We start from the raw sequence: 21,105 nt of genomic DNA, 5'->3' as shown, positions 1-21,105 counted from the left end.
TTCAATCATGCATAAGGTGGTTAACATTATTTTCAGAACTATTAATCAATGACTTAAACACTCTGTGAATGTAAAATCTTTATATCACCAGACACAAACTATTAATCCCCCTCCTCTGATTATTTGGCATGGGTAAGAAAGTGGCTGTTGTGTTTGACAGTGCCGGAACCTTGCTTCATATGTATAGGGTTGCCAAGTCAACGGCTGACGGAAAAATACTCGAGGATATCGAAACCACTATGCTGGTTGCAGAGTATCCCGGTCGTGCCCTTATTGTGATGCATATGAATTGTGAGGAGATTTTTAATAAGTCAGAGGATATTACAATAGCTGATTTCATCATCCGAAATAATATTGAAATTGACATAGTGTGTAGCAATGGTGATTTTTCCATTGAGCAAACACGAGCCATAATAAAAAGTAGCAATGTCCCTATTAGTGATCTCAAAGAAGTTATTTGCAGGGTTCGAAAACGATGTCCTAATATCTTTTATGTTGAAGCAGGTTTGATTGTCGATAAGGATCTGGAGGATATTAGTTATGTATTGAGTACCGGAGGACGTCTTTTTCCCTGCAGCCGTAAGGTTCTTTCATGGCTCAAGGAACACGGTGTCGACGCGTATATTGCTTCCGGGGACAGTATGTGGAATCTCAAAAGGCTTGCAAAACATCTTGAAATCCCTCTTGAAGGGGTTTATGACATAGCAACTCCTGAAGACAAGAAAAATATAGTCAAGGAACTCCAGAAGCAATATTCAAGCGTTGTTATGGTTGGAGATGGTTTGAATGATCTCCTTGCTTTGCGTGCGGCAGATGTTGCGGTCGTCACGAGGCAGCAGGGGGATAATAGACCAGATGTTTTATTTAATGTAGCTGACAGGGTAATAGATGATATTGCAGAGGTCATTGACATAGTTTAGCCTCTTATAGCATAATCGTTATCAATGGCCAACTTTCAAATGTTAACAGTGATGCTTTGATGCGTTATGTTTATGTATGGCTTCATTTAATGCAGATGTGCCTTTCAACTGCAAAATCTTGTGTAGGCAATTGATACTGTCAAGCAAATTATATATTGTATAAAAAAGGGTGCGTTTTACATTCCGTGCTGGAGGAAACTTTGATGCCACTGTTCATTGAGATCAAAGATCTTACAATATCCTATGAAGGAGTAAAAGTCCTAAAGAATATTAATCTCAACATAAATGAAGGCGAGATTGTAGGTATACTGGGAAGAAGCGGTTCAGGGAAAACTGTACTGATGCATGCTCTAAGGGGTAGTGAAGAATATGATGATATTTCAGGCTCTATTCTGTATCACCTTGCACGCTGTGAAAAATGTGGCTATATGGAGCCTCCAAGCATGGTTGGCAAAGAATGCTCCTCCTGCGGCAAAGGCACGCTACAGCCATTTGAAGCTGATTTTGTAAAACTTCCCCTGCATGATCACGAACGGAGATCCATTACGAAAAGAATAGCTATCATGCTTCAGCGTACATTTGCTCTCTACGGTGATGACAGGGTAATTACCAATGTTATGAATTCCCTCACGGAAATTGGTTACAGTGGTCCGGATGCAATGGAAAAGGCGGTTGAATTGCTGGAAGAAGTGCGCCTTAGTCACCGTATGATGCATGTGGCACGTGATTTGAGCGGAGGTGAAAAGCAGAGGGTTGTATTGGCTCGTCAGCTTGTCAGAAACCCTATGCTGCTTTTGGCGGATGAACCTACAGGAACACTTGATCCACGCACTGCGAAAGTCGTGCATGATGTGATTGAAAATGCAGTCAGAACCTACAATATGACCATGGTTATAACCTCTCACTGGTCCGAGGTAATTAAAGATCTGGCTGACAAGGCAATCATCCTTGAAGACGGGGAAATTATTTGTGAAGGCGATTCCTGTGAGGTTGCAGGGGAGTTCATGAAAGATATTTCTTCTCTTGAAGCGAACGGAGATGCTGTTCTTGGCGAACCGATTATAAAAGTACGGGATCTTGTTAAGAAATATATATCTGTGTCAAGGGGCGTTGTCTATGCAGTTAATGGTATAAGTTTCGATGTTAGAGAAGGGGAAATATTTGGTCTTGCAGGTACAAGTGGCGCCGGTAAAACCACAACTTCCGAAATCCTGATGGGCAATATACAACCTACAAGCGGTACCGTCTGTGTGAGAGTCGGTGATGAATGGGTGGATATGACGGTTCCTGGTCCTGAGAACAGGGGTCGTGCAGTCAAATATATGGGCATCCTGCATCAGGAATATGGACTTTACACTCATCGCACTATTATTGATAACCTTACGGAGTCCATTGGAATTGATTTGCCCTATGAACTTGCGGTACACAAAGCAATCCAGACTCTTGTTACAACAGGTTTCACAGAAAACAAAGCACGTTCGATTTTACCAAAAATGCCAGATGAGATCAGCGAAGGTGAACGCCACAGGGTGGCTCTTGCCCAGATCTTGATGAAAGAGCCGAACATTATTATTATGGACGAGCCTACAGGTACAATGGATCCAATTACTCGTGTTGAAGTTGCAAAATCTATTCTGAAAGCGCGGGATGAAATGGGGGATACTTTTGTTATTGTATCACATGACATGGATTTCCTCAAAGATATATGTGATAGGGTTGCATTAATGAGAGAATCAAAAATAGTGGATATTGGCGAACCGGAGACTGTTCTTTCTCAGTTGAGCGAAGAAGAGCTTAGAGAGGCTGCAAGGGAGTAACTTTATCAGCCAGTTATCCTTTATATTTCTTTGGAGGAGTTTATACGAGCGATGAAATCCACATCACGGTTAACAGCGAGAACTGCATAATTCGGGCAGGATCTACAGTGTTGGATGCCATCGAGTCATCGAATGCTCCGTATTCCCCAGGATCTTCCGTGGGAATTGTTAAACACACGGAAAATGTAAAGGCTTCAGAAGTTAAGGAATACCTTCTTACTACCACAAAAGGTGACATTCGGATAGAACTAATTGACCCTAAGTCTCCTTTGGCAAAACAATGGCATACTAATTACAGGAATTACGAAGGCATATCATTTAGATGGGGTACTAAGAGTGCTCTGGCTTTTGGCCCTTTTAGTGAAGATCTAGTGCCCACAAGGAAAGAAATCCATGCTAATCGTGACGAGGTTTTTTTTGGTGCAGGAGGATTTGATCCTTCCAATTACCATTTAATTTTTTCTTTAACTCCTCATACTGCAACTTACGGGACTCCGGAAGGCGGTGCATTCGCAAGGGTTGTAGCGGGGAAGCAGGTCCTTTCCGGTTTATCTGAAGGTGATAGTATTGTTTCCATCGAGCCTGTTATTGAATGGGAGAAAGAAGGCGATCATCTCCTGACTAATGATGTAAGTGTCAAGCTTGAAGATGGTGATCAGTTATACACGTACATTCACGTGGAAATGGATGCAGAAGCACCTGAAGGCGTAGATCATTTTTTTTCATTGATTGAAGAAGATGGGACTTTCAATATTGATTATGCATCAAGTTCATTTATTGCAGACAGCCGTTTGCTTGGTGAAGCCTGTGCATATGAAAACTTTGAGGCAAGGAAGACAGGTAGCGTTTGGGTAAGGACTGTGGGTTATGGTACGGGCAAGTTTTTCATATCGCGAGATGATCGAACTGCCAGCATTATGCATTCGGTTATAGGTCATGTGACAGATGGAATTGAACTTGTGAATATGGCACAGAAAGGCCATAATCTTTTTGTGAGGACATCTCCGGAACCACTAAAATTGTTGGGTATTGGTTTTGAAAAAGCAAAACAGATACTTGAATCCAGAGGTATTGAACTGATTCCTGATGGATACCAGGGAGATGATGCAATAATCGTTTCAATTGAGCCGCAAACAACAATTGAGATACTTGCAAATGGTTCTGTAAAAGCAACAGGTGTTCCAAAAGATGCTGTTGTGGAAGTGGAATTGTATGACAATCTTGCTCCAAAAACACTTGATTTCTTCAGGCATGCGACTTCAATGAATTTCAAGCCGGTCGGCTCGCTAAATTTAATCATGAAATACGGCAACACATTCCTGTTTAAGGCCGATAAGGAGGCTGAGAAATACAAGGAAATACTCCCGGAAAACACTTCTAAGAACAAGGCTAATGCCATGGAAATTGGTGTGACAAACCAGGCAGCTAAAAGAGCAGGTGTAATTGGTGTTAAAACAGTTGATGATAATCTTTTTGGTTCCACGGGGGAAAAATTTTCCAGTACTAATATAATAGGAAAAGTTCTCGAACCTGAAAAGCTTGAAAATTTAGAAGAAGGGGATACCATGTACATTATGGAACGGAGGAAGTGATGGTGACGGAAAATGATGAGGTTAATGTGACTAAGATAGTTGTTATTGATTCTGATAGTGTACTTCCTTCTGATGCTGCAATGCAAATATATGCGTCTGAAACTGATATTACCATTAAAGAAACCTGCTTTGGTACGATGGTTACAGGTCCCCGGGAAGCTGTGGAGAGAGTGGTTGAGGAAGTGCGTTCTCTTGATCGCAATCATATATTCGTAAAAGAAAGAGGCTTCGCGCCGGGAGACGAACGAAGATGTCGCGCAAGCAGGGGTGGAGGTCCGAGGCCAGGTTTCCATTATTTGCGAGAGGAAGTACAGATGCTTCCCATTATAGGGCATGCACTTGATGACTATGAGAGGGGGAATGTAATAGAAAAGCCGAAAGTTTCCGGAAAACTTCCGGTTTCAAATTTGAAAGAGATTATCGAATCTGAATTATGAGGTGTAGTTTTGGCAAAAGTTTTCATTTATCCCACAAACAGTCTAATCCTTTCTGATCTTGTAGAAAGGTTTGGACATACTCCATTGGCAATGATGGAGAAAATACATGAAAAAATCTCTACGGTTGGCGTTGATTCTCCGCCAATGAACATTACCCCCGAAGACCCCAAGCGCGGTCTTAAATATGCAGCAGTCGAAGTTCCGGCAGGTGTAAGGGGCAGGATGTCTCTTATAGGTCCGATGATTGAGAATGCAGAAGCAGCAATTATCGTACTGGAAAGTATTGCAGCATTTGGTTGTATGGGATGTGCCCGGACCAATGAACTGACAAAATTCCTCATAAGACAGCGTGATATACCGATTCTTGAGTTAATTTATCCGAGGACCGAAGAAGAAGGGCATGATTTTGTCTACAGAATAGCTGAATTCCTGAAATCTCTTCCAGAAGGGGAGGTTGAAGCATGAAGGATAAAGTAAAAATTGCTTTGGTCTCCTGCGGCTCAGAATTTGCAGGTGTACAGAAAGAACTGGAATCTGCAGCAGAATCACTTAATGCAAAACTTGTTTATCCTGAAATGGATATCTCGGCCCTCGATAACATTGATAAGGAATTCGGACTTGAAGTTGCAAGTCCTGATCTGAAGCTCATGATGGCAAGGGCAAAAGCTGTTGTTGAAGGTATCGCCAATGTGGATGGTGTGTTTGTTGCAACCTGTTTCAGGTGCGCTGAAGCTGCGATTGTACGTAATGAAGTTCGCAGGTATATTTTCGAGAATTCGGGTCTTCCTGTCATCAGCTATTCATTTACTGAACGCACTGCTGCAGCAACCCTCCTGACAAGGATGGAAGCCCTAACAACAATTGCACGCCGCAAACACTTGCTTGCCCGTGAAAAGCAGACAGGTCTGACAGCTGGGCTGGATTCGGGTTCAACCACCACCAAGGCTGTCATTATGCGTGACAATGAAATTATCGGCGAAGGCTGGGTTCCCACAATAAAGGTCATTGAAAGTGCGGAGAAGGCACTTCAGCAGGCTCTTGATCAGGCGGGTCTTAAAAGGGAAGATATCCAGGCTATAGGGACTACAGGTTATGGTCGTTTCCTCATTGGTGATCATTTTAATGCACAGCTTGCACAGGAAGAAATCACTGTTAATTCGAAAGGGGCTGTTTACCTTGCAGGTAAACAAAAGGGAAGCGCAACGGTAATTGATATAGGTGGAATGGATAACAAAGCTATCTCCGTACAGGACGGAATTCCCGGAATGTTTACCATGGGTGGAATTTGTGCAGGAGCATCAGGTCGTTTCCTTGAGATGACTGCAAAAAGATTAGGTGTGGATATAACAGAACTTGGTGATCTGGCAGTTAAGGGAATCGACAAAAATGTGGAGATGAACAGCTACTGTATTGTATTTGGTATCCAGTCTCTTGTAAACTCTCTTGCAAAAGGTGCGGCTCCTGAGGACGTGGCAGCTGCAGCTTGTCATAGTGTTGTTGAGCAAATATTTGAACAACAGTTGCAGGAAATTGAAGTAAAGGAACCACTTATCCTTGTGGGAGGTTCATCTCTGATTGCAGGTGTTCCAAAGGCGCTTGAATCTCTCTTGAAAGTAAAAGTGCTGGTACCTCCTCATTCTCAATTGATTGGAGCAGTGGGTGCCGCTCTTCTGGTATCCGGTTACATAGATCAGGAGTGATTTCCTGTGGCAACAATCGAGAAGTTTGTGGTTGAAACAACCCTTGAATCCGAAATCAAGCCTTATCGTAAGATAGTGGAGGATGTTCTCACCGATCTTGCAATGGCAGGAAAAATATCCAGAATTCATGTAGTTGTAAGGCCGGAAGAATCCCTTTTCCTTATGGTGGCTACACTCAGGAGAGTTTTACCACTCATCAAAGTTTCTGATATTGCCGAAGTTTCCACGGGAAAAGTAGAAGGTACTGTTTTAATAGAACTTACTGAAGAGAAACCTTTGCCTGTACTTCTTGAATTGTTGTGGGACAAATATGGTAGGAATAGTGTTGATCAGCCTGAAAGGCGCACTCTCATAGTAACTACCGGAGATTCGGATGAGGTGAATAATGTCAAAAATATAGTTGTGGATGATCCTCATAAATCGCTCAAAGCCACCTTGGCGGATATGGCAATACGTGCTTCACCAGAAGGGTTTAGGGTCAGATATCATTCCCTGACAGGTTCAGATTTTATTTTTGTTGCTACAGAAGACCAGATGAAGCCGGAGTGGGTGGAGGAAGCTAACATGCTTCTTGAAAAACTAAAAGGAGATTGATTTGAATGGCAGCAGTTCTCGAACCTTACATTTATGAGGGCGGTATTCACAAGCACAGTCTGCTTGTTGAACTTCTGGAGGATCTTGGTGGATATATTGTACAGAAGACTCCTGCTGCAACTGAAGTAACTCTCAACATGCTGATCCCAAAAAGAGATGTTCATCTTGTGGAAGAGCTTGCAAAAAAGCTTCTTGGCAAGTTGACAAAAGCTCCCCTTACAGGAGTAGAAATTGCAGTAGTAACTCCCACTCTTGCTTATCACCATTTACCACATTCAGCATGCGATGTTGCCGAACACTTCCGTCGGGATGGAGCTAATACTAATATGATCGGCCTGGCTCGAGGAATGGGTCGAAGAGTTGCGCTTTCATCTGATTATGAGCGTAAGCTCATCAATGAACATGATGTAGCTGTTTTCACTTTCGGAACTTTCAGCGATTGCATTATCAATAAGAAAACCAAACTCTTTGAAGGAGTCCGCATCCCTATAATTGTGACAGGTGGCCCAGATCTTAATACTGAGGACGTTCCCGGCGCGGATGCTTATGTAGGTAATATTGGCAGGATTTCTCATCGCATGAGGAAGGGTCAAGAAATTGAGAGTCTTGAAAACATGAACCGGATTGTTGGGGAAATCGTGGATCAGATGAGGGAAAACCTCTCCAGAGATCCTGTGTCAGTGCTTCCGGCAAGGGTTATGAAGGAAATACAGGAGCAAATTCCGGATATCAATTATGTATTAACTCCGGCTCCGTTGACTTTGCAGCTTGATGGAATTAGAGTTAAGCTTCCTTTTGACAAGTATCATGAAGCAGTTGAAAATATAGAGCTGGATGAATCTACCGTGCTTTCGGATGTAGCTAACATCACACCATCCAAAATGAAAGACTATATCCTTGTAAAAATAAAGCGTAAATCAGATACTGGTTTTGTCATATAATCGGCATTTTAAGGTGGATTTGGGATATGGATCTCGATGATATAAAAAAAATACTTGAAAAGGACGAAGAGACAGCAGTTTCTGAAATACTTTCTACGGTGAAAAATCGTTACGGTGAGGTACCCTACATCCTTGATTTCATGAAAGACATGCCAGAACTCCTGATTCCAAAGGTAATGTATGATAATTCCATCATGCGGGAGTTTGAACGGCTTGAACCGGAAACAATAGAATTAATATGCATTGGTGTTGCTTCTGCCCTGAGGTGCGATCACTGCCTGAAAATGCATATCCGTGTGGCCCGTAGGCTTGGGTTGAGCAAGGAGCAGATATTTGATGCTATTTTGATTGGTGGTGCACTTTCAAACGCTTCGGTTCTGTCCGTAGGGACACGTGCTCTTGATTCTGAAATAAATGGCAATTCTGATTCTACTGAAGAGTGTGATGTATGTAATCTCAATAACAGAAAAGAAACTGTTTGAGATGTCCCGGTATTTTGTCTTTATTTTAGCCTAAAAGAGGCATTCCTGCAATCAGGGCACCTATGAAGTATCCTGCAATTGCTCCGGTATTCAGAAACGGCAATCCTGCCTGTGGTTTTCCTCTCATTACGAGAACCATTAATGCAATGTATCCTGTAAGGGTTCCAAACATTGCTCCTGCAGCAGCAGGTGAAATGATTCCGTTGTATTCAGTGAATATATTTGCGGAAACTACAAGTACCGTAGGCATAATTGCATCTCCCAATCCCATAAAATATGCTTTGTGTTCCCCTTCTTCTGTGGTTTTGTCCTCAATAAATGAATAATCTTTCTTTTTAGGGATTACGAACAGGATTGGAAGTTTCAGATCCATGATGCCTTCTGCAAGGTCTATCATATGTTTTGTCTTGTAAACTGAAATAGCATCGTATATTGCCAACAGTCCAAGCAGGACGATGGCTGGTATTATTCCAAACGAGATCCCAAAAATAGAGCTGGCTGCTGCTCCTATAACTACTCCTATGATGTCGATTACATACCATTCGGGATATTTGTAAAGTAAGACAGTAAGCCCTAAAGCAAGGAAAACTGAAGGGATCATTGCGATAATTTCACCTATTCCCAATAGATAGAGTAATGGATAAAATCCGTAATAAAGTGTGGATGCCACTGCAGCCAGAATTACAAGCTGGATTATCCACATTATGTTTTTCTTGATTGCTATCAGAATGAAAAGTGTGAATAAGAGAATTATAGCGATATAATAAATGGAATTGGCAGTGGATTGTGGGTCTTCCACTGCCTGCATTCCCAGTTTGTCCATCGGATTTGCAAGAATAAGTGCCATAACCTGTACGATGAGGATTAGTATTCCCATTGCTATTATAGGTATGTAGGCAGTTGTATCCCGGTTATTTTCAGCCAATTAACCATCTCTTTTTTTTAGGAGTTTGTATAAATATTTGCAAACCACATTGTCAGTACACTATTTAACATTATGTAAGTCTTAAATAGTAACATCACTTACATTGGAGTTATTGCAAGCAGATGAGGTCCTATGATGGAGATGAGGGATATAGTATTTTCTGTTGTTATGGTGTTTTCGGCTTTTGTACTCACCTATGAATGGCTTGGACGATTCAAGTATAGCCCTGCAAACTCTCTTATAGTTCTTTCTGCCATCGTCATGGTAGGTGCGCTGGCAGCCATGATCCTGTCTGTAGATATGAGACTTCGCCGTCTCGAAGAGAGCATTGATTCAAGAGACCGTTCCATGCGTATAAGCCTGCAGAGCGTTGAGGAAAACATTGATCACAGAATGAACGAGGTCACGGCTGTTGTTGAAGATGCCCTCGAAGCATTTAACAGGCGCAATTACCGCTGATCTTTTTTGTCGAATTAGTAACTATTAATCACAACAATTATCGACATATGCCGAAAGGGATATTAATAGGTTCTCACGTATGGATGTTTAATACTAACTGTTCATCTTTTGAGGTTGCGTATTATGCGCATTGATCTTGAACCTATAGGTATTATTAAAAAATCAGGAAAGAATTCGGAAATTCTGATTTATTCAGAATTTGAAGAGATTGTCAAAAGTCTTGTTTCCAAGTTAGGAAAAACATCGCTTAAAGGCAAGGAAGTTCTTGTTGTTCATAAAAGTAGAAATAATGATGATGTTCATCAGGTGGAGGTCTCAAGAGCAAAAGTGATCGATAGGGTTGGTAATATTCTAAAAATATGCAAAATTAATGCCAACGATGATTCTGTCATAGATATCCGTCCAGATGTTTCAGAACCAATTGCTTTTTCAAACGAATAATTTTTGCAGGTTTTTCTTATGGGTACTGATATCGGGGAATTGCTGGAAAAAACCCCGGTGGAATTGTCAGATCTTTCAAACAAAACAGTTGCAATTGATGCCTACAACACGCTTTACCAGTTTTTAAGTATCATACGTCAGCGAGATGGTACTCCCTTAAAGGATTCAAAAGGAAGGGTTACATCCCATCTTTCCGGTATTCTCTATCGATTTACAAACCTTCTTGAAGAAGGTATTCGTCCAATTATGGTTTTTGATGGAAAACCACCTTCATTCAAATCAGAGACACTGGAATGTAGGAGGAAAATACGTGAGGAAGCAGCAATTAAGCGAGATAAAGCGAAAGCTGCAGGACTCATGGAAGAAGCCTATAAGTATGCACAGGCATCTTCATCACTTGAACCCGGAATGGTGGATGATTCCAGACGTTTGCTGGAATATATGGGTATTCCGATTGTCAATGCGCCGTCTGAAGGTGAAGCCCAGGCAGCGTATATGGTAATTAAGGGAGATGCCGATTTTAGTGCATCACAGGATTATGATTCGCTTTTGTTTGGCGCTCCGCGGGTCGTACGCAATCTGACAATTACAGGAAAACGGAAAATCCCACGTAAAAACATTTATGTCGAAGTTAAACCTGAGATTATCGATCTGGATAAGTCCTTAAAGAAACTTAAAATTGATCGTGAACAACTGATTGCTCTTGCAATGTGTGTTGGAACGGATTTCAATTCAGGTCTTGAAAATGTGGGTCCGAAAACTGCACTTAAACTGGTACATAAATACGGAACCATTGAGAATATACTGGAATCAAAAGGCCAATATATTGAAGGTCTTGATGAGATAAAAGCATTTTTCATGTCTCCTCCTGTAATCGATGATTACCAGCTGATCTGGAAACTCCCCGATAGGGATAAGATTGTTTCCTTTCTGTGTGGTGAACACGATTTTTCTGAAGAACGTGTCCTCAAAGCAATTGATAGGTTGGAGACTGCTTCTAAAAAAAGTGGTCAGAAAACCCTTGATCAGTGGTTCTAAATCTCAATGAGAGAATTGCCGGTCATCTCGGGTGGCTTTTTCAATCCAAGCATTTCAAGAATCGTAGGTGCGACATCTGCAAGAATTCCGTCTCGAATTTTACTGACTCTTTTAGAAATACAGAGACATCTTACAGGATTGCTTGTGTGGGCTGTATGCGGTTGTTTGCTGTCCAGATCTATCATTTTCTCCGCATTTCCATGGTCTGCAATTATTAATGCCTCTCCACCTTCTAATTGTAGTACCCTTATGGCCCTGCCGACACAGTCGTCTACAGCTTCAACCGCTTTCACGGCAGCATCGAAAAATCCGGTATGGCCGACCATGTCCATATTTGCGTAGTTGAGGACAATTACATCATATTTCCCTGATTGGATGTGCCGGACAAGTTCTTCAGTTACTTCATAAGCACTCATTTCCGGTTTTAAATCATAGGTGGCAACTTTTGGTGATGGTATAAGGCATCTATCTTCCCCTTCGAATTTGTGTTCCACACCACCATTGAAAAAAAATGTAACATGTGCATATTTTTCGGTTTCAGCAATACGTAACTGTTTCTTTCCTTCCCTGCTCAATACTTCTCCAAGTGTATTCCGGATTTCTTCCGGCGGAAAGGCAATTGGCACATCCAGATTTTCATCATATTGGGTCATACACACATAGTAAACATGGGGTCTTACATCTCTTTCAAATCCTTCAAAATCATCCTTTACAAAAGCATAGGTTAGCTGGCGAGCTCGATCAGGGCGAAAGTTGAAAAAGATTACTGAATCATTGTCTTTGATGGTGGCAATAGGTTCACCGTTTTCATCAACTATAACGGTGGGTTTGACAAACTCATCGTTCTCTCCTCTGTCATAGGCATTCTGCACGGCTTCCACGCTGCTATTTGCTTTAATCCCTTTTCCTTTTGTTAAGGCATCGTATGCAAGTTTTGTTCTGTCCCAGCGTTTGTCCCTGTCCATTGCATAATATCTTCCTGCAACTGAGGCAATTCTGGCGATTCCATTAGCATAGAAATCCTCATGTTTTTTCATATCTCCAAGGGCAGTTCTGGGGGGAACATCCCTACCGTCTAGGAATGCATGGATGAAGACTTCCTTTAGTCCCTGTCGAGTTGCCAGTTCAACAAGTGCTCGCATATGGTTCATGTGGCTGTGAACGCCACCATAGGAAAATAGTCCCATCAGGTGAATACTGGAATTGTTCTCTTTTACATTCCGGATTGCCCTGAGAAACTCTTTGTTATTGAAAAAATCACCGTTACGGATGGCAAGGTTTATGCGGGTAAGGTCCTGATACACGATTCGGCCGGCGCCAATATTTAGGTGTCCAACTTCCGAATTTCCCATCTGACCTTCCGGTAATCCAACTGCCTCTCCTGCCGCATCAAGAAGTGAATTCGGGTATTCTTTTATCAGCCTATCAAGATTAGGTGTATTTGCAAAGGCTATAGCATTTCCTTCCTTTTCAGGTGAATATCCCCATCCGTCGAGTATTATTAACAACAGGGGTTTCCCGATAGTTCCCATAATGGGACACATTGCATTGATCATATATTAACGGTGTCCTGATAGTATTAATCTCCTTTATGTATCATTCAGATCATATATAGTGTGTTGCATTTTTGTTTTCAATGTTGCTCAAAAAGGAGAGTTTGTCAGGTCGGAATAAACACAATAAATTTACGTATGATGACATAATTATTAGGACAAAACAGACACATAATTTGTGAGCAGTTATTTTTCAGATTTTTATGCTTAAATAAAAACTCCAGAATAGGTTGCAACAATGAAAAGTGCCAGAATAGTACTTGTCCAAAAAAAGGAATCCTTTGGCACAAACATTTGATGGATAAATGATTAAATCGTGATTTTCTATGTACAAAGCACTAATTTTTGATATGGATGGAATTCTTATTGATTCCATGCCTTCACATGTGTCAATTCTCTCAGAAGTATTTGCTGAAGTAGGCGTGTCAATAGATCCGGAAATTATTTACGAGATGGAAGGAGCAAAGACCATAGATATCGTTTATAAGCTTCTTGAGAAGGCGGGTATTGATCCATCTTCCCTTGACCTTGATGGGATTCTGGCAAAATACCGGAGAGAGTTTGAAAAGCGAGCATCTTTTACTCCATTTGAAAACCTCAGGTTAATTCTCCCGTCTCTAAAAGAAAAGTTTCTTCTTGCAGTAGTTTCCGGTGCGGACAGAAGCATTGTACATTCCATCATAAATTCCATATATCCTTCTGTTTTCGACATAGTTATAACAGGCGACGATGTGGATTTTGCAAAGCCAAACCCTGATCCTTTCCTCAAAGCTGCGGAGATGCTAGGTGTAGATAAAAAAGAGTGTATTGTCATTGAAAATGCAATATTGGGCGTGGAAGCGGCAAAGCAAGCTGGGATGTATTGTGTTGCAGTCCCCACTTACATAGAACCTTTCTTGCTCTCAGATGCGGATATTATATTTGAGGACCATGATGAATTGGTTGAGTATCTGAAATCCCTCTGATTGAATCAATCAGCAAAATCTTCAAGTTTTTGCCTTTTGCGGTACGCCATCCCGTCAAAAATAGATACAATATCACCAGAATCATCGGTTACAGTAATTGTGTATGTGGCAATTTTAGGGGTTCGCGTTGTTTCCTTTGCTTCGGCATACAGTGTTCCCGCAATTCCTGCTTTTGTAAATGATATATTTGCATTGATAGCGACAGCGACAGTTCCATGGGAATTTGAAGCGGCTGCAAATGCGAAATCCGCAAGTGTAAAAATTGCTCCTCCATGGACGGTTCCGATTCCATTGAAGTGTTTTTCTGTGATCTCCATGCTTGCCTTTGCATATCCTTCTGATACTTCCAGCAATTCAATTCCACTAAATTCTGCGAATTTATCAAGTTTGAAGAATTTTTTAAGGTTATCCATTGATCTCGCCGTTATAATTAATCTCCAATATCAATTCTGCAAAAATAAATCATATATATTAGGAATTTTACCTTTAAGAGTTCTTTCCTATATTTTATATTCCTTATCGGCAGATATTTCACATCAAATGTTGTTTTAGAGCTTCCAGACATAACCGTTTTTCTGGACTTTTTTCCACAACATGTATTCTTCTTCCCTGTCTGCGATGCGTATATAGGTATCGTGATGGTAGTTTATTTCAGAAGTAAAACTTGCTTTAAAAACTCTGTCGCGTTTTTGACATACGTCAGATTACACAGTATATACAACTTTTCCGTCTCAGATCGATTGTACTTTGAGCCATAGTCCCTTTGATCGGAATGTAGTTCCCGAAAATGGTAGGCATAACAAACTTATTGAATGACGTAAATCTCTCTTTTATGGGTTTGCCGGTAATAGGCACAGATGAGGCAAAAAATTTGCCTCCAAGTGAACTATTTGAAATTTTGTCATCGAGTGAAAAGGGTCTTTCTACTTCGGAAGCAAGAGAACGACTCCTGCACTATGGGCCAAACGAGATCACTGAAAAGAAATCTCATCCATTTATAAAATTCTTATCTTATTTTTGGGGCCCGATTTCCTGGATGATCGAGATTGCCGCAGTCTTGTCAGCAGTTCTTCATCGCTGGGCCGACTTCTGGATCATCACTTCGCTACTGATCATAAATGCCCTAGTCGGATTTAGAGAGGAACACAAAGCAGATAATGCTATTGAATTATTGAAACAGAAACTTGCTCTGAAAGCGCGAGCACTTCGTGACGACAAATGGATTTGGCTGCCTGCTCGTGAACTTGTTCCTGGTGATATTGTGCGGCTACGCTTAGGGGACATTGTTCCAGCGGATGTCAAACTAATTGAGGGAGATTTTCTGCTGGTAGATGAATCTACATTAACCGGAGAATCCCTCCCTGTAGATAAGCATGTTCTTGATGTTGCATATTCCGGATCCATTATACGTCAGGGTGAAATGGACGCAATGGTAGTTGCTACCGGGATGAGCACGTATTTCGGCAAGACGGCCAAGTTAGTGGAAAAGGCCGAAAAACAAAGTCATTTTCAGAAGGCTATAATCAAGATTGGCGATTATCTGATCGTGTTTGCCCTTGCACTTTCAGTTCTTATATTTCTTGTAGCACTTTTCCGACATGAAAGTATGCTGGAATTTTTACAATTTGCACTGGTACTGATTGTGGCAGCGATACCGGCAGCTCTGCCTGCAGTACTTACAGTCACAATGGCAGCTGGCGCAATGTCATTGGCTAAAAAAGGAGCTATTGTCAGTAAACTTGCTTCCATTGAGGAAATAGCCGGCATGGATGTTTTGTGTTCGGATAAGACGGGCACTATTACTAAAAATGAACTTACTCTTTCCGGAATAGAAGCCTTTGGTGATTTTTCCGAAAAAGATGTGCTCCTGTTTGCCAAACTTGCATCAAGAGAAGAAGATAAGGATCCGATTGACAATGCCATTATTACAAAAACCAGTGACATGCAGGACTTTGCCAGCATAACTGATAAGTATAGGGTAATTGCATTCAAACCATTTGACCCGGTTTCAAAAAGGACAGAAGCCACAGTAGAGGATTCCAGTGGTAATAAGTTCAGGGTAACCAAGGGTGCGCCTCACGTAATTCTGTCACTTGTGGACAGGAAAGACGTATCTGACGTGCCAATTGATGAATATGTTGACAAGTTTGCTGCCAGAGGATATCGAGCATTAGGTGTTGCCAGAACAGATGCTTATGGAGTATGGCATTTTACCGGTCTTATTGCCCTTTACGACCCACCCCGGGAAGATTCAGCAGAAACCATCAAAAGCGCACAATCCATGGGTGTGGATGTTAAAATGGTTACCGGAGATCATCTAGCTATTGCCAGGGAAATCGCAAGGCAGGTGAACCTAAACTCAAGTAGGATCATGCCAGTAGCTTCCTTTCTGGATATTCCCGACAGAAAAGCAGAGGATATTGTTGAAAACGCAAGTGGTTTTGCCCAGGTTTTCCCTGAGCATAAGTATCATATTGTTAATATATTACAGCGTAGTGGACACATTGTAGGTATGACTGGAGACGGGGTCAATGATGCACCAGCTCTGAAAAAAGCCGATGCAGGCATTGCTGTTGCCGGTGCTACGGACGCAGCCAAATCAGCTGCTGACATCGTGCTAACAAGCCAGGGACTTTCCGTCATTGTCGATGCAATCAAGGAAAGCCGTAAAATATTCCAGCGCATGAACAATTATTCCATCTACAGGATTAATGAAACAATCCGCGTGATGCTTTTCATAACCCTTTCCGTAATGTTATTTCAATTCTATCCAGTTACTGCATTAATGATCGTTTTGTTAGCAATTCTGAATGACATACCAATCATGACCATTGCTTACGACAATGTCAAATACTCTGATATGCCGGAAAAATGGGATATGAGGACGTTGTTAAGTATAGCTACTTTTCTTGGAGTTATCGGGGTTGCCAGCTCATTTGGAATTCTTTACATAGGCTTGCATATTTTTCATTTAACCCACGAAGTTCTCCAGTCATTTATATATCTAAAACTTTCTGTGGCTGGTCATTTTGCACTGTTTGTAGCAAGAACAAAAGGTCCCTTTTGGTCAGTGAAACCAGCAAAGCCCCTATTAATAGCAGTGATAGTCACGCAACTTATTGCTACATTAATCACGGTTTATGGGATCCTACTTCCTGCAATGGGTTGGGGGTTAGCACTTTTTGTATGGGGTTATTCATTGACGTCCTTTCTTATAACAGATCTTATTAAACTTCCTTTCTACAAATTGCTTGATCATACAGGGATAAACAGATAACCCATTCTGTAGAAATATTTGTCTTAGATCTTATATTCAAGACTTGGATAATCTCGCCCAATATCGAATCAGATATGATTATCATTCAAATGCAGAAACAAAAATCTGCAATAAGATAGAAGAGCCATCACAATAAATAATCATCCTTGAATTGAGGAGGAAAGTGAATCTGCGCAATAAAATCCAAGACATAAGGATTATGTGAGATGTGAACCATATCGAGCTAAAACAGACAAAATGAATCAATTTTGTGGGAACTAAATGGCTCAAATAGTGGAGTTCTGAGGTCCGGCAGGTAAAAATTTTGTGCTAAATGTTCATTTCAGTTATAGTTTAATGAGATTTCCGTGGCCTATTATAGCAACCAAACAACACCAAAATAAATACTATACAATCATGATAAACATATTCTTGTTTCTAAGCATTGCATTTTTACTCACTTTTGTAATCGGAAGGCAAATAGAAAAAATAAAAGTGCCTTGGATTTTTGCTGCCTTACTTTTGGGTGTATTGCTCGCTATATATAACCCGGTTACTTCTATTACTTCTTCGGAAATCTTTATTTTCTTTGCAAAACTTGGGATGTATTTTCTGCTTTTTATGATAGGACTTGAAATTGATTTGAAGGAAATGAAAAAGAAAGGCAGATTTATTATTAAAGCTACATTCTTCATTATTTTTTTGGAAGCTATTTCTGGAAGTTTGCTTGTTCATTTTATTTTTGGAAATAACTGGTTTATATCTTTTCTTGTAGCCATGTCCTTTGCAACTGTTGGAGAGGCTATTTTAATTCCCATCTTAGACGAATTTAAATTAATAAATACTGATTTAGGACAGGCAATAATTGGAATAGGAACTTTAGATGACACTATCGAAATATTAGCCTTAATTTTGGTCACTTTTTTAGTTGGTTCCAGTGTACAGGTCCATTTTGATATCAGTCTGATTATAATTTCATTATTTATTCTCTTTATACTTACAATAGGATTTACCAAGCTTAAACAACAAGGCAACAAATTTGACTTTTTAAACGTTGAAATTACATTTCTTTTTACAATTTTTGTAGTGTTTTTGTTTTTAGGAATAGGAGAATATGCTGAGGCAGCACCTCTCGCTGCATTGCTTGCGGGAATCGGAATTGGAAACTTTCTTCCAGAAAAGAGGTTGAAATTAATAGATAGTGAAGTAAAAACAATGTGTTATGGTTTTTTTGCGCCAATATTTTTCTTGTGGGTAGGGGCTACATTGGATATGGATTATCTTGTCAGTTATCCCTTACTTGTCCTTTTAGTTGTTGCAGTATCCAATGGATCAAAACTTCTGGGTAGTTACATTGTTGCAAGAGACGAGCTGGGAATAAAAAAATCCATTTTATTGGGAATTGGTCTTTCGGTGAGATTCAGTACCAGTATTATCATCATAAAAATTCTATTTGAGAATGGATTAATTGGCAGTGATTTATATTCTGTTATCATAGCCTCAAGCATAGCTTTTAAATTTATTGTTCCAGTTTTATTCTCCAATCTGATTGATAGGTGGAAGATAGCTAAATTAGGATAAAATTTAGGCTCCAGTAGCCTATATGAATATTTGTGCGGGTCTCCTTTGCTTTTAGCTCTCAGATGATTTCAGGGTGCTGGAGGCGATTGGCATATTTGGGTGCTTGTTTCATCAGTGTTGAGGTTTGTGATCAGGAAGAATGTCGAAAATTAAGATTTATTGGCATTGCAAGTTTAGCATGGTTATATCCTAAATATTAAATATCCCACAACTTAATATTTACAAATACAGGAGTGCATGGGGCATCAAACTTGGCTAAATGGCATTCATTCACAGCTGATGAGGTATTTGATAAACTCGACACATCAGTTGATGGTTTAAGTACCGTAGAGGCGCAGAAAAGGCTTGAGAAATACGGCAGAAATGAAATCATAAGCAAGAGAGAAGAAACAAAACTGAAGGTTTTTCTCAGGCAGTTTGCAAATGTCCTCATAATCATACTTTTGGTAGCATCATTTATCTCTTTTGCAATAGGTGAGGTTGTTGATTCCGGCACAATCATGCTGATCGTATTGCTGAATGCGGTGTTGGGATTTACCCAGGAATGGAAAGCAGAAAAAGCAATTGAAGCTCTAAAGCACATGCTGGGGCAGAGATCAAAGGTCATTCGCGCAGGTGAGATAGCTGAGATCGATGCGACACTTATTGTTCCGGGTGATGTCGTAGTACTTGAAATCGGTGAGAATCTGCCTGCGGATGTGTATATTTTTGAGTCCAACAGTCTGTCAATGGATGAGGCCCCGCTGACCGGTGAATCCACACCGGTTGAAAAGAACGTCGGAGTTGTGCCGGAAGAAGCAATTCTGGTAGAGCGCAGCAACATGGGGTATATGGGTACGACAATTACGAATGGCTGGGGCAAAGGCGTGGTTGTTGAAACCGGCATGAACACCGAATTCGGAAAAATTGCTGAGCTTGCACAGGAGGTGGAAGAGGAAGAAACACCGCTTGCAAAGAGGCTAGATGTACTCGGGAGGCATATTGGTGAGATCTCCCTTGTTGTTGCAGTCCTTATTACACTGATGGGAATCCTGCAACAGCGGGATCTCATCGAGATGTTCTTTATAGGTGTGGCCCTTGCCGTTGCAGTCATACCTGAAGGCCTTCCGGCAGTGGTCACATTGACACTCGCACTTGGCATAAAGAACATGGCTAATCGCAACTGTCTGATACGAAAGCTTCCTGCATCCGAAACGCTTGGTTCAACATCTGTTATCTGTACTGACAAGACAGGTACACTCACCAAAGACGAAATGACTGTCAAAACGATATACCTTCCCGGAGGCACATATGAGGTCACAGGTATCGGATATGAACCAAAAGGTGAGTTTAAGATAGGGGAAGAAATTATAGAGCCGGATGAACATCCAGATCTTATCAGGTTCCTGGATGCCGGACTTTTGTGTAACCATACGGCCCTGTCACATACCGGAAATAAATGGACCATAATCGGTATGCCTACTGAGGGTGCACTGGTTGTGGCCGCCCACAAGGCAAAAAGATTTAAAACGGATATAACTTCTCCTCAATCTCCCGTTGTTACAGAGTTTTCCTTCAACTCGGTGCGCAAAAGAATGACGGTGATATATCACAATGAGAAGATAAATACCGCATATGTCAAGGGCGCACCGGAAATAATACTTGAGCTGTCAACGAAGTATCTGGTTGACGAAAGTATAACTGACCTGACTCAATCAAAGAAAGAAGATTTTCGCAAGGCATACGAAGATCTTGCAGGAAGGGGACTGCGGGTACTTGCTGTAGCGTATCGGGATCTGCCGCCGGATATTGAGATGAGCGCAGATTCGGTGGAGAGGGAGTTGATATTCCTTGGATTTGCCGGCATCCTAGATCCAGCACGACCGGAAGTGAAAGAGGCGATGGAATTCTGCCGCAGTGCCGGGATCGATGTCATAATGATGACAGGTGACTCACCTCTCACTGCACAGGCTGTTGCAGAGGAAATTGGTCTGAAAAGCCATGGTACGCTGCAGGGAAAAGATGTTGATAATGCGTCTGACCTCGAATTGAAAGATGCATTGGTTGAAACAAAAATCCTTGCGAGGGTATCACCTGCGCATAAACTTCGTGTAATCGATATCCTGAGAAAAGGGGAACATACCATTGCGATGACAGGTGATGGTGTGAACGATGCGCCGGCTTTAAAAAGTGCAAGTATTGGTATAGCAATGGGAATCAAGGGTACTGATGTTGCAAAGGAAGCCAGCGACATGGTACTAGTCGATGACAACTTTGCAAGTCTGGTTTCGGGTGTTGAGGAAGGGCGGCGAGAATATGACAATACCTTAAAGTTTACGCGATATCTCCTTTCATCCAATTTTGGGGAGATAATTGCAATAGCTGGTGCCATACTCCTGAACATGCCGTTGATACTTCTACCCGT

The 21,105-nt window shown here is 41.2% G+C and carries 19 protein-coding genes; 16 read left to right on the top strand and 3 right to left on the bottom strand.

The genetic code is table 11. From position 1 onward, the window contains the following. The first annotated feature begins 128 nt into the window (after positions 1 to 128). The 9 genes from PWQ49_RS06990 to PWQ49_RS06950 all read left to right on the top strand — a co-directional run bounded on the left by PWQ49_RS06990 (position 129) and on the right by PWQ49_RS06950 (position 8,483). Positions 129 to 920: an HAD family hydrolase gene (locus PWQ49_RS06990; protein WP_300609337.1), complete on the top strand. Its 792-nt coding sequence runs from the start codon at positions 129 to 131 to the stop codon at positions 918 to 920. Between the two features lie 203 nt (positions 921 to 1,123). Continuing rightward, entirely contained in the window at positions 1,124 to 2,737 is a 1,614-nt protein-coding gene (atwA, locus tag PWQ49_RS06985) for a methyl coenzyme M reductase system, component A2 (protein WP_300609335.1), read from the top strand. 56 nt (positions 2,738 to 2,793) lie between these two features. Further along, the gene (locus PWQ49_RS06980) at positions 2,794 to 4,329 is read left to right on the top strand and encodes a methanogenesis marker 3 protein (protein WP_300609431.1); all 1,536 of its coding nucleotides are present in this window, start codon (positions 2,794 to 2,796) and stop codon (positions 4,327 to 4,329) included. After that, positions 4,329 to 4,766, top strand: coding sequence for a methanogenesis marker 6 protein (locus PWQ49_RS06975; protein WP_300609333.1), 438 nt, complete (start codon positions 4,329 to 4,331; stop codon positions 4,764 to 4,766). Before PWQ49_RS06980 ends, PWQ49_RS06975 begins: the two co-directional genes overlap by 1 nt. 9 nt (positions 4,767 to 4,775) lie before the next feature. Next, positions 4,776 to 5,231 carry a methanogenesis marker 5 protein gene (locus tag PWQ49_RS06970; RefSeq protein WP_300609331.1) on the top strand — a complete coding sequence of 152 codons (456 nt, stop codon included), beginning with the start codon at positions 4,776 to 4,778 and terminating at the stop codon, positions 5,229 to 5,231. Next, a complete protein-coding gene (locus PWQ49_RS06965) occupies positions 5,228 to 6,466 on the top strand; it encodes a methanogenesis marker 15 protein (protein WP_300609329.1) in 1,239 nt (412 codons plus the stop codon). Before PWQ49_RS06970 ends, PWQ49_RS06965 begins: the two co-directional genes overlap by 4 nt. A gap of 6 nt (positions 6,467 to 6,472) precedes the next feature. After that, complete coding sequence (locus PWQ49_RS06960; protein WP_300609327.1) at positions 6,473 to 7,060, top strand: methanogenesis marker 17 protein; 588 nt, start codon at positions 6,473 to 6,475, stop codon at positions 7,058 to 7,060. A gap of 5 nt (positions 7,061 to 7,065) precedes the next feature. Continuing rightward, a complete protein-coding gene (locus PWQ49_RS06955; RefSeq protein WP_300609325.1) occupies positions 7,066 to 8,001 on the top strand; it encodes a methanogenesis marker 7 protein in 936 nt (311 codons plus the stop codon). Between the two features lie 26 nt (positions 8,002 to 8,027). Further along, positions 8,028 to 8,483, top strand: a complete 456-nt coding sequence (locus PWQ49_RS06950; protein WP_300609323.1) for a carboxymuconolactone decarboxylase family protein — start codon at positions 8,028 to 8,030, stop codon at positions 8,481 to 8,483. A 25-nt stretch (positions 8,484 to 8,508) separates the two neighbouring features. Here the strand turns inward: PWQ49_RS06950 and PWQ49_RS06945 are convergent, their stop codons facing one another. Then, positions 8,509 to 9,408, bottom strand: a complete 900-nt coding sequence (locus PWQ49_RS06945; RefSeq protein ID WP_363321836.1) for a presenilin family intramembrane aspartyl protease PSH — start codon at positions 9,406 to 9,408, stop codon at positions 8,509 to 8,511. 132 nt (positions 9,409 to 9,540) lie between these two features. Here PWQ49_RS06945 and PWQ49_RS06940 point away from each other — a divergent pair, with 132 nt between their 5' ends. The 3 genes from PWQ49_RS06940 to fen all read left to right on the top strand — a co-directional run bounded on the left by PWQ49_RS06940 (position 9,541) and on the right by fen (position 11,346). Further along, entirely contained in the window at positions 9,541 to 9,867 is a 327-nt protein-coding gene (locus tag PWQ49_RS06940) for a hypothetical protein (protein ID WP_363321835.1), read from the top strand. A 123-nt stretch (positions 9,868 to 9,990) separates the two neighbouring features. Next, positions 9,991 to 10,308 (top strand): hypothetical protein, encoded by a 318-nt coding sequence (locus tag PWQ49_RS06935; protein ID WP_300609321.1) that lies wholly within the window; start codon positions 9,991 to 9,993, stop codon positions 10,306 to 10,308. A gap of 18 nt (positions 10,309 to 10,326) precedes the next feature. Then, the gene (gene fen, locus PWQ49_RS06930; RefSeq protein WP_300609319.1) at positions 10,327 to 11,346 is read left to right on the top strand and encodes a flap endonuclease-1; all 1,020 of its coding nucleotides are present in this window, start codon (positions 10,327 to 10,329) and stop codon (positions 11,344 to 11,346) included. Here the strand turns inward: fen and gpmI are convergent. Further along, entirely contained in the window at positions 11,343 to 12,902 is a 1,560-nt protein-coding gene (gene gpmI / locus PWQ49_RS06925; protein WP_300609317.1) for a 2,3-bisphosphoglycerate-independent phosphoglycerate mutase, read from the bottom strand. The two genes, fen and gpmI, sit on opposite strands and share 4 nt — an antisense overlap. A 323-nt stretch (positions 12,903 to 13,225) precedes the next feature. On the opposite strand from gpmI, the gene PWQ49_RS06920 reads away from it, so the two are divergent. After that, positions 13,226 to 13,864, top strand: a complete 639-nt coding sequence (locus PWQ49_RS06920) for an HAD family phosphatase (protein WP_300609315.1) — start codon at positions 13,226 to 13,228, stop codon at positions 13,862 to 13,864. A 5-nt stretch (positions 13,865 to 13,869) separates the two neighbouring features. Here PWQ49_RS06920 and PWQ49_RS06915 read toward each other — a convergent pair whose 3' ends face one another. Then, complete coding sequence (locus PWQ49_RS06915; protein WP_300609313.1) at positions 13,870 to 14,277, bottom strand: PaaI family thioesterase; 408 nt, start codon at positions 14,275 to 14,277, stop codon at positions 13,870 to 13,872. Positions 14,278 to 14,696: 419 nt separating this feature from the next. Between PWQ49_RS06915 and PWQ49_RS06910 the strand changes: the two genes are divergently transcribed. From PWQ49_RS06910 to PWQ49_RS06900, 3 genes are all read left to right on the top strand, one after another. Further along, positions 14,697 to 17,141, top strand: a complete 2,445-nt coding sequence (locus PWQ49_RS06910; RefSeq protein WP_300609425.1) for a plasma-membrane proton-efflux P-type ATPase — start codon at positions 14,697 to 14,699, stop codon at positions 17,139 to 17,141. 396 nt (positions 17,142 to 17,537) lie between these two features. Further along, positions 17,538 to 18,701, top strand: a complete 1,164-nt coding sequence (locus PWQ49_RS06905) for a cation:proton antiporter (protein WP_300609311.1) — start codon at positions 17,538 to 17,540, stop codon at positions 18,699 to 18,701. Between the two features lie 251 nt (positions 18,702 to 18,952). After that, the coding region (locus PWQ49_RS06900) for an HAD-IC family P-type ATPase (RefSeq protein ID WP_300609309.1) at positions 18,953 to 21,105 on the top strand (2,153 nt) is incomplete at its 3' end.

Source organism: Methanohalophilus sp., from assembly GCF_030156785.1.
Taxonomy (GTDB): domain Archaea; phylum Halobacteriota; class Methanosarcinia; order Methanosarcinales; family Methanosarcinaceae; genus Methanohalophilus.
The sequence above is the reverse complement of the archived record's forward strand: the minus strand, read 5'-3'. Positions and strand labels throughout refer to the sequence as shown.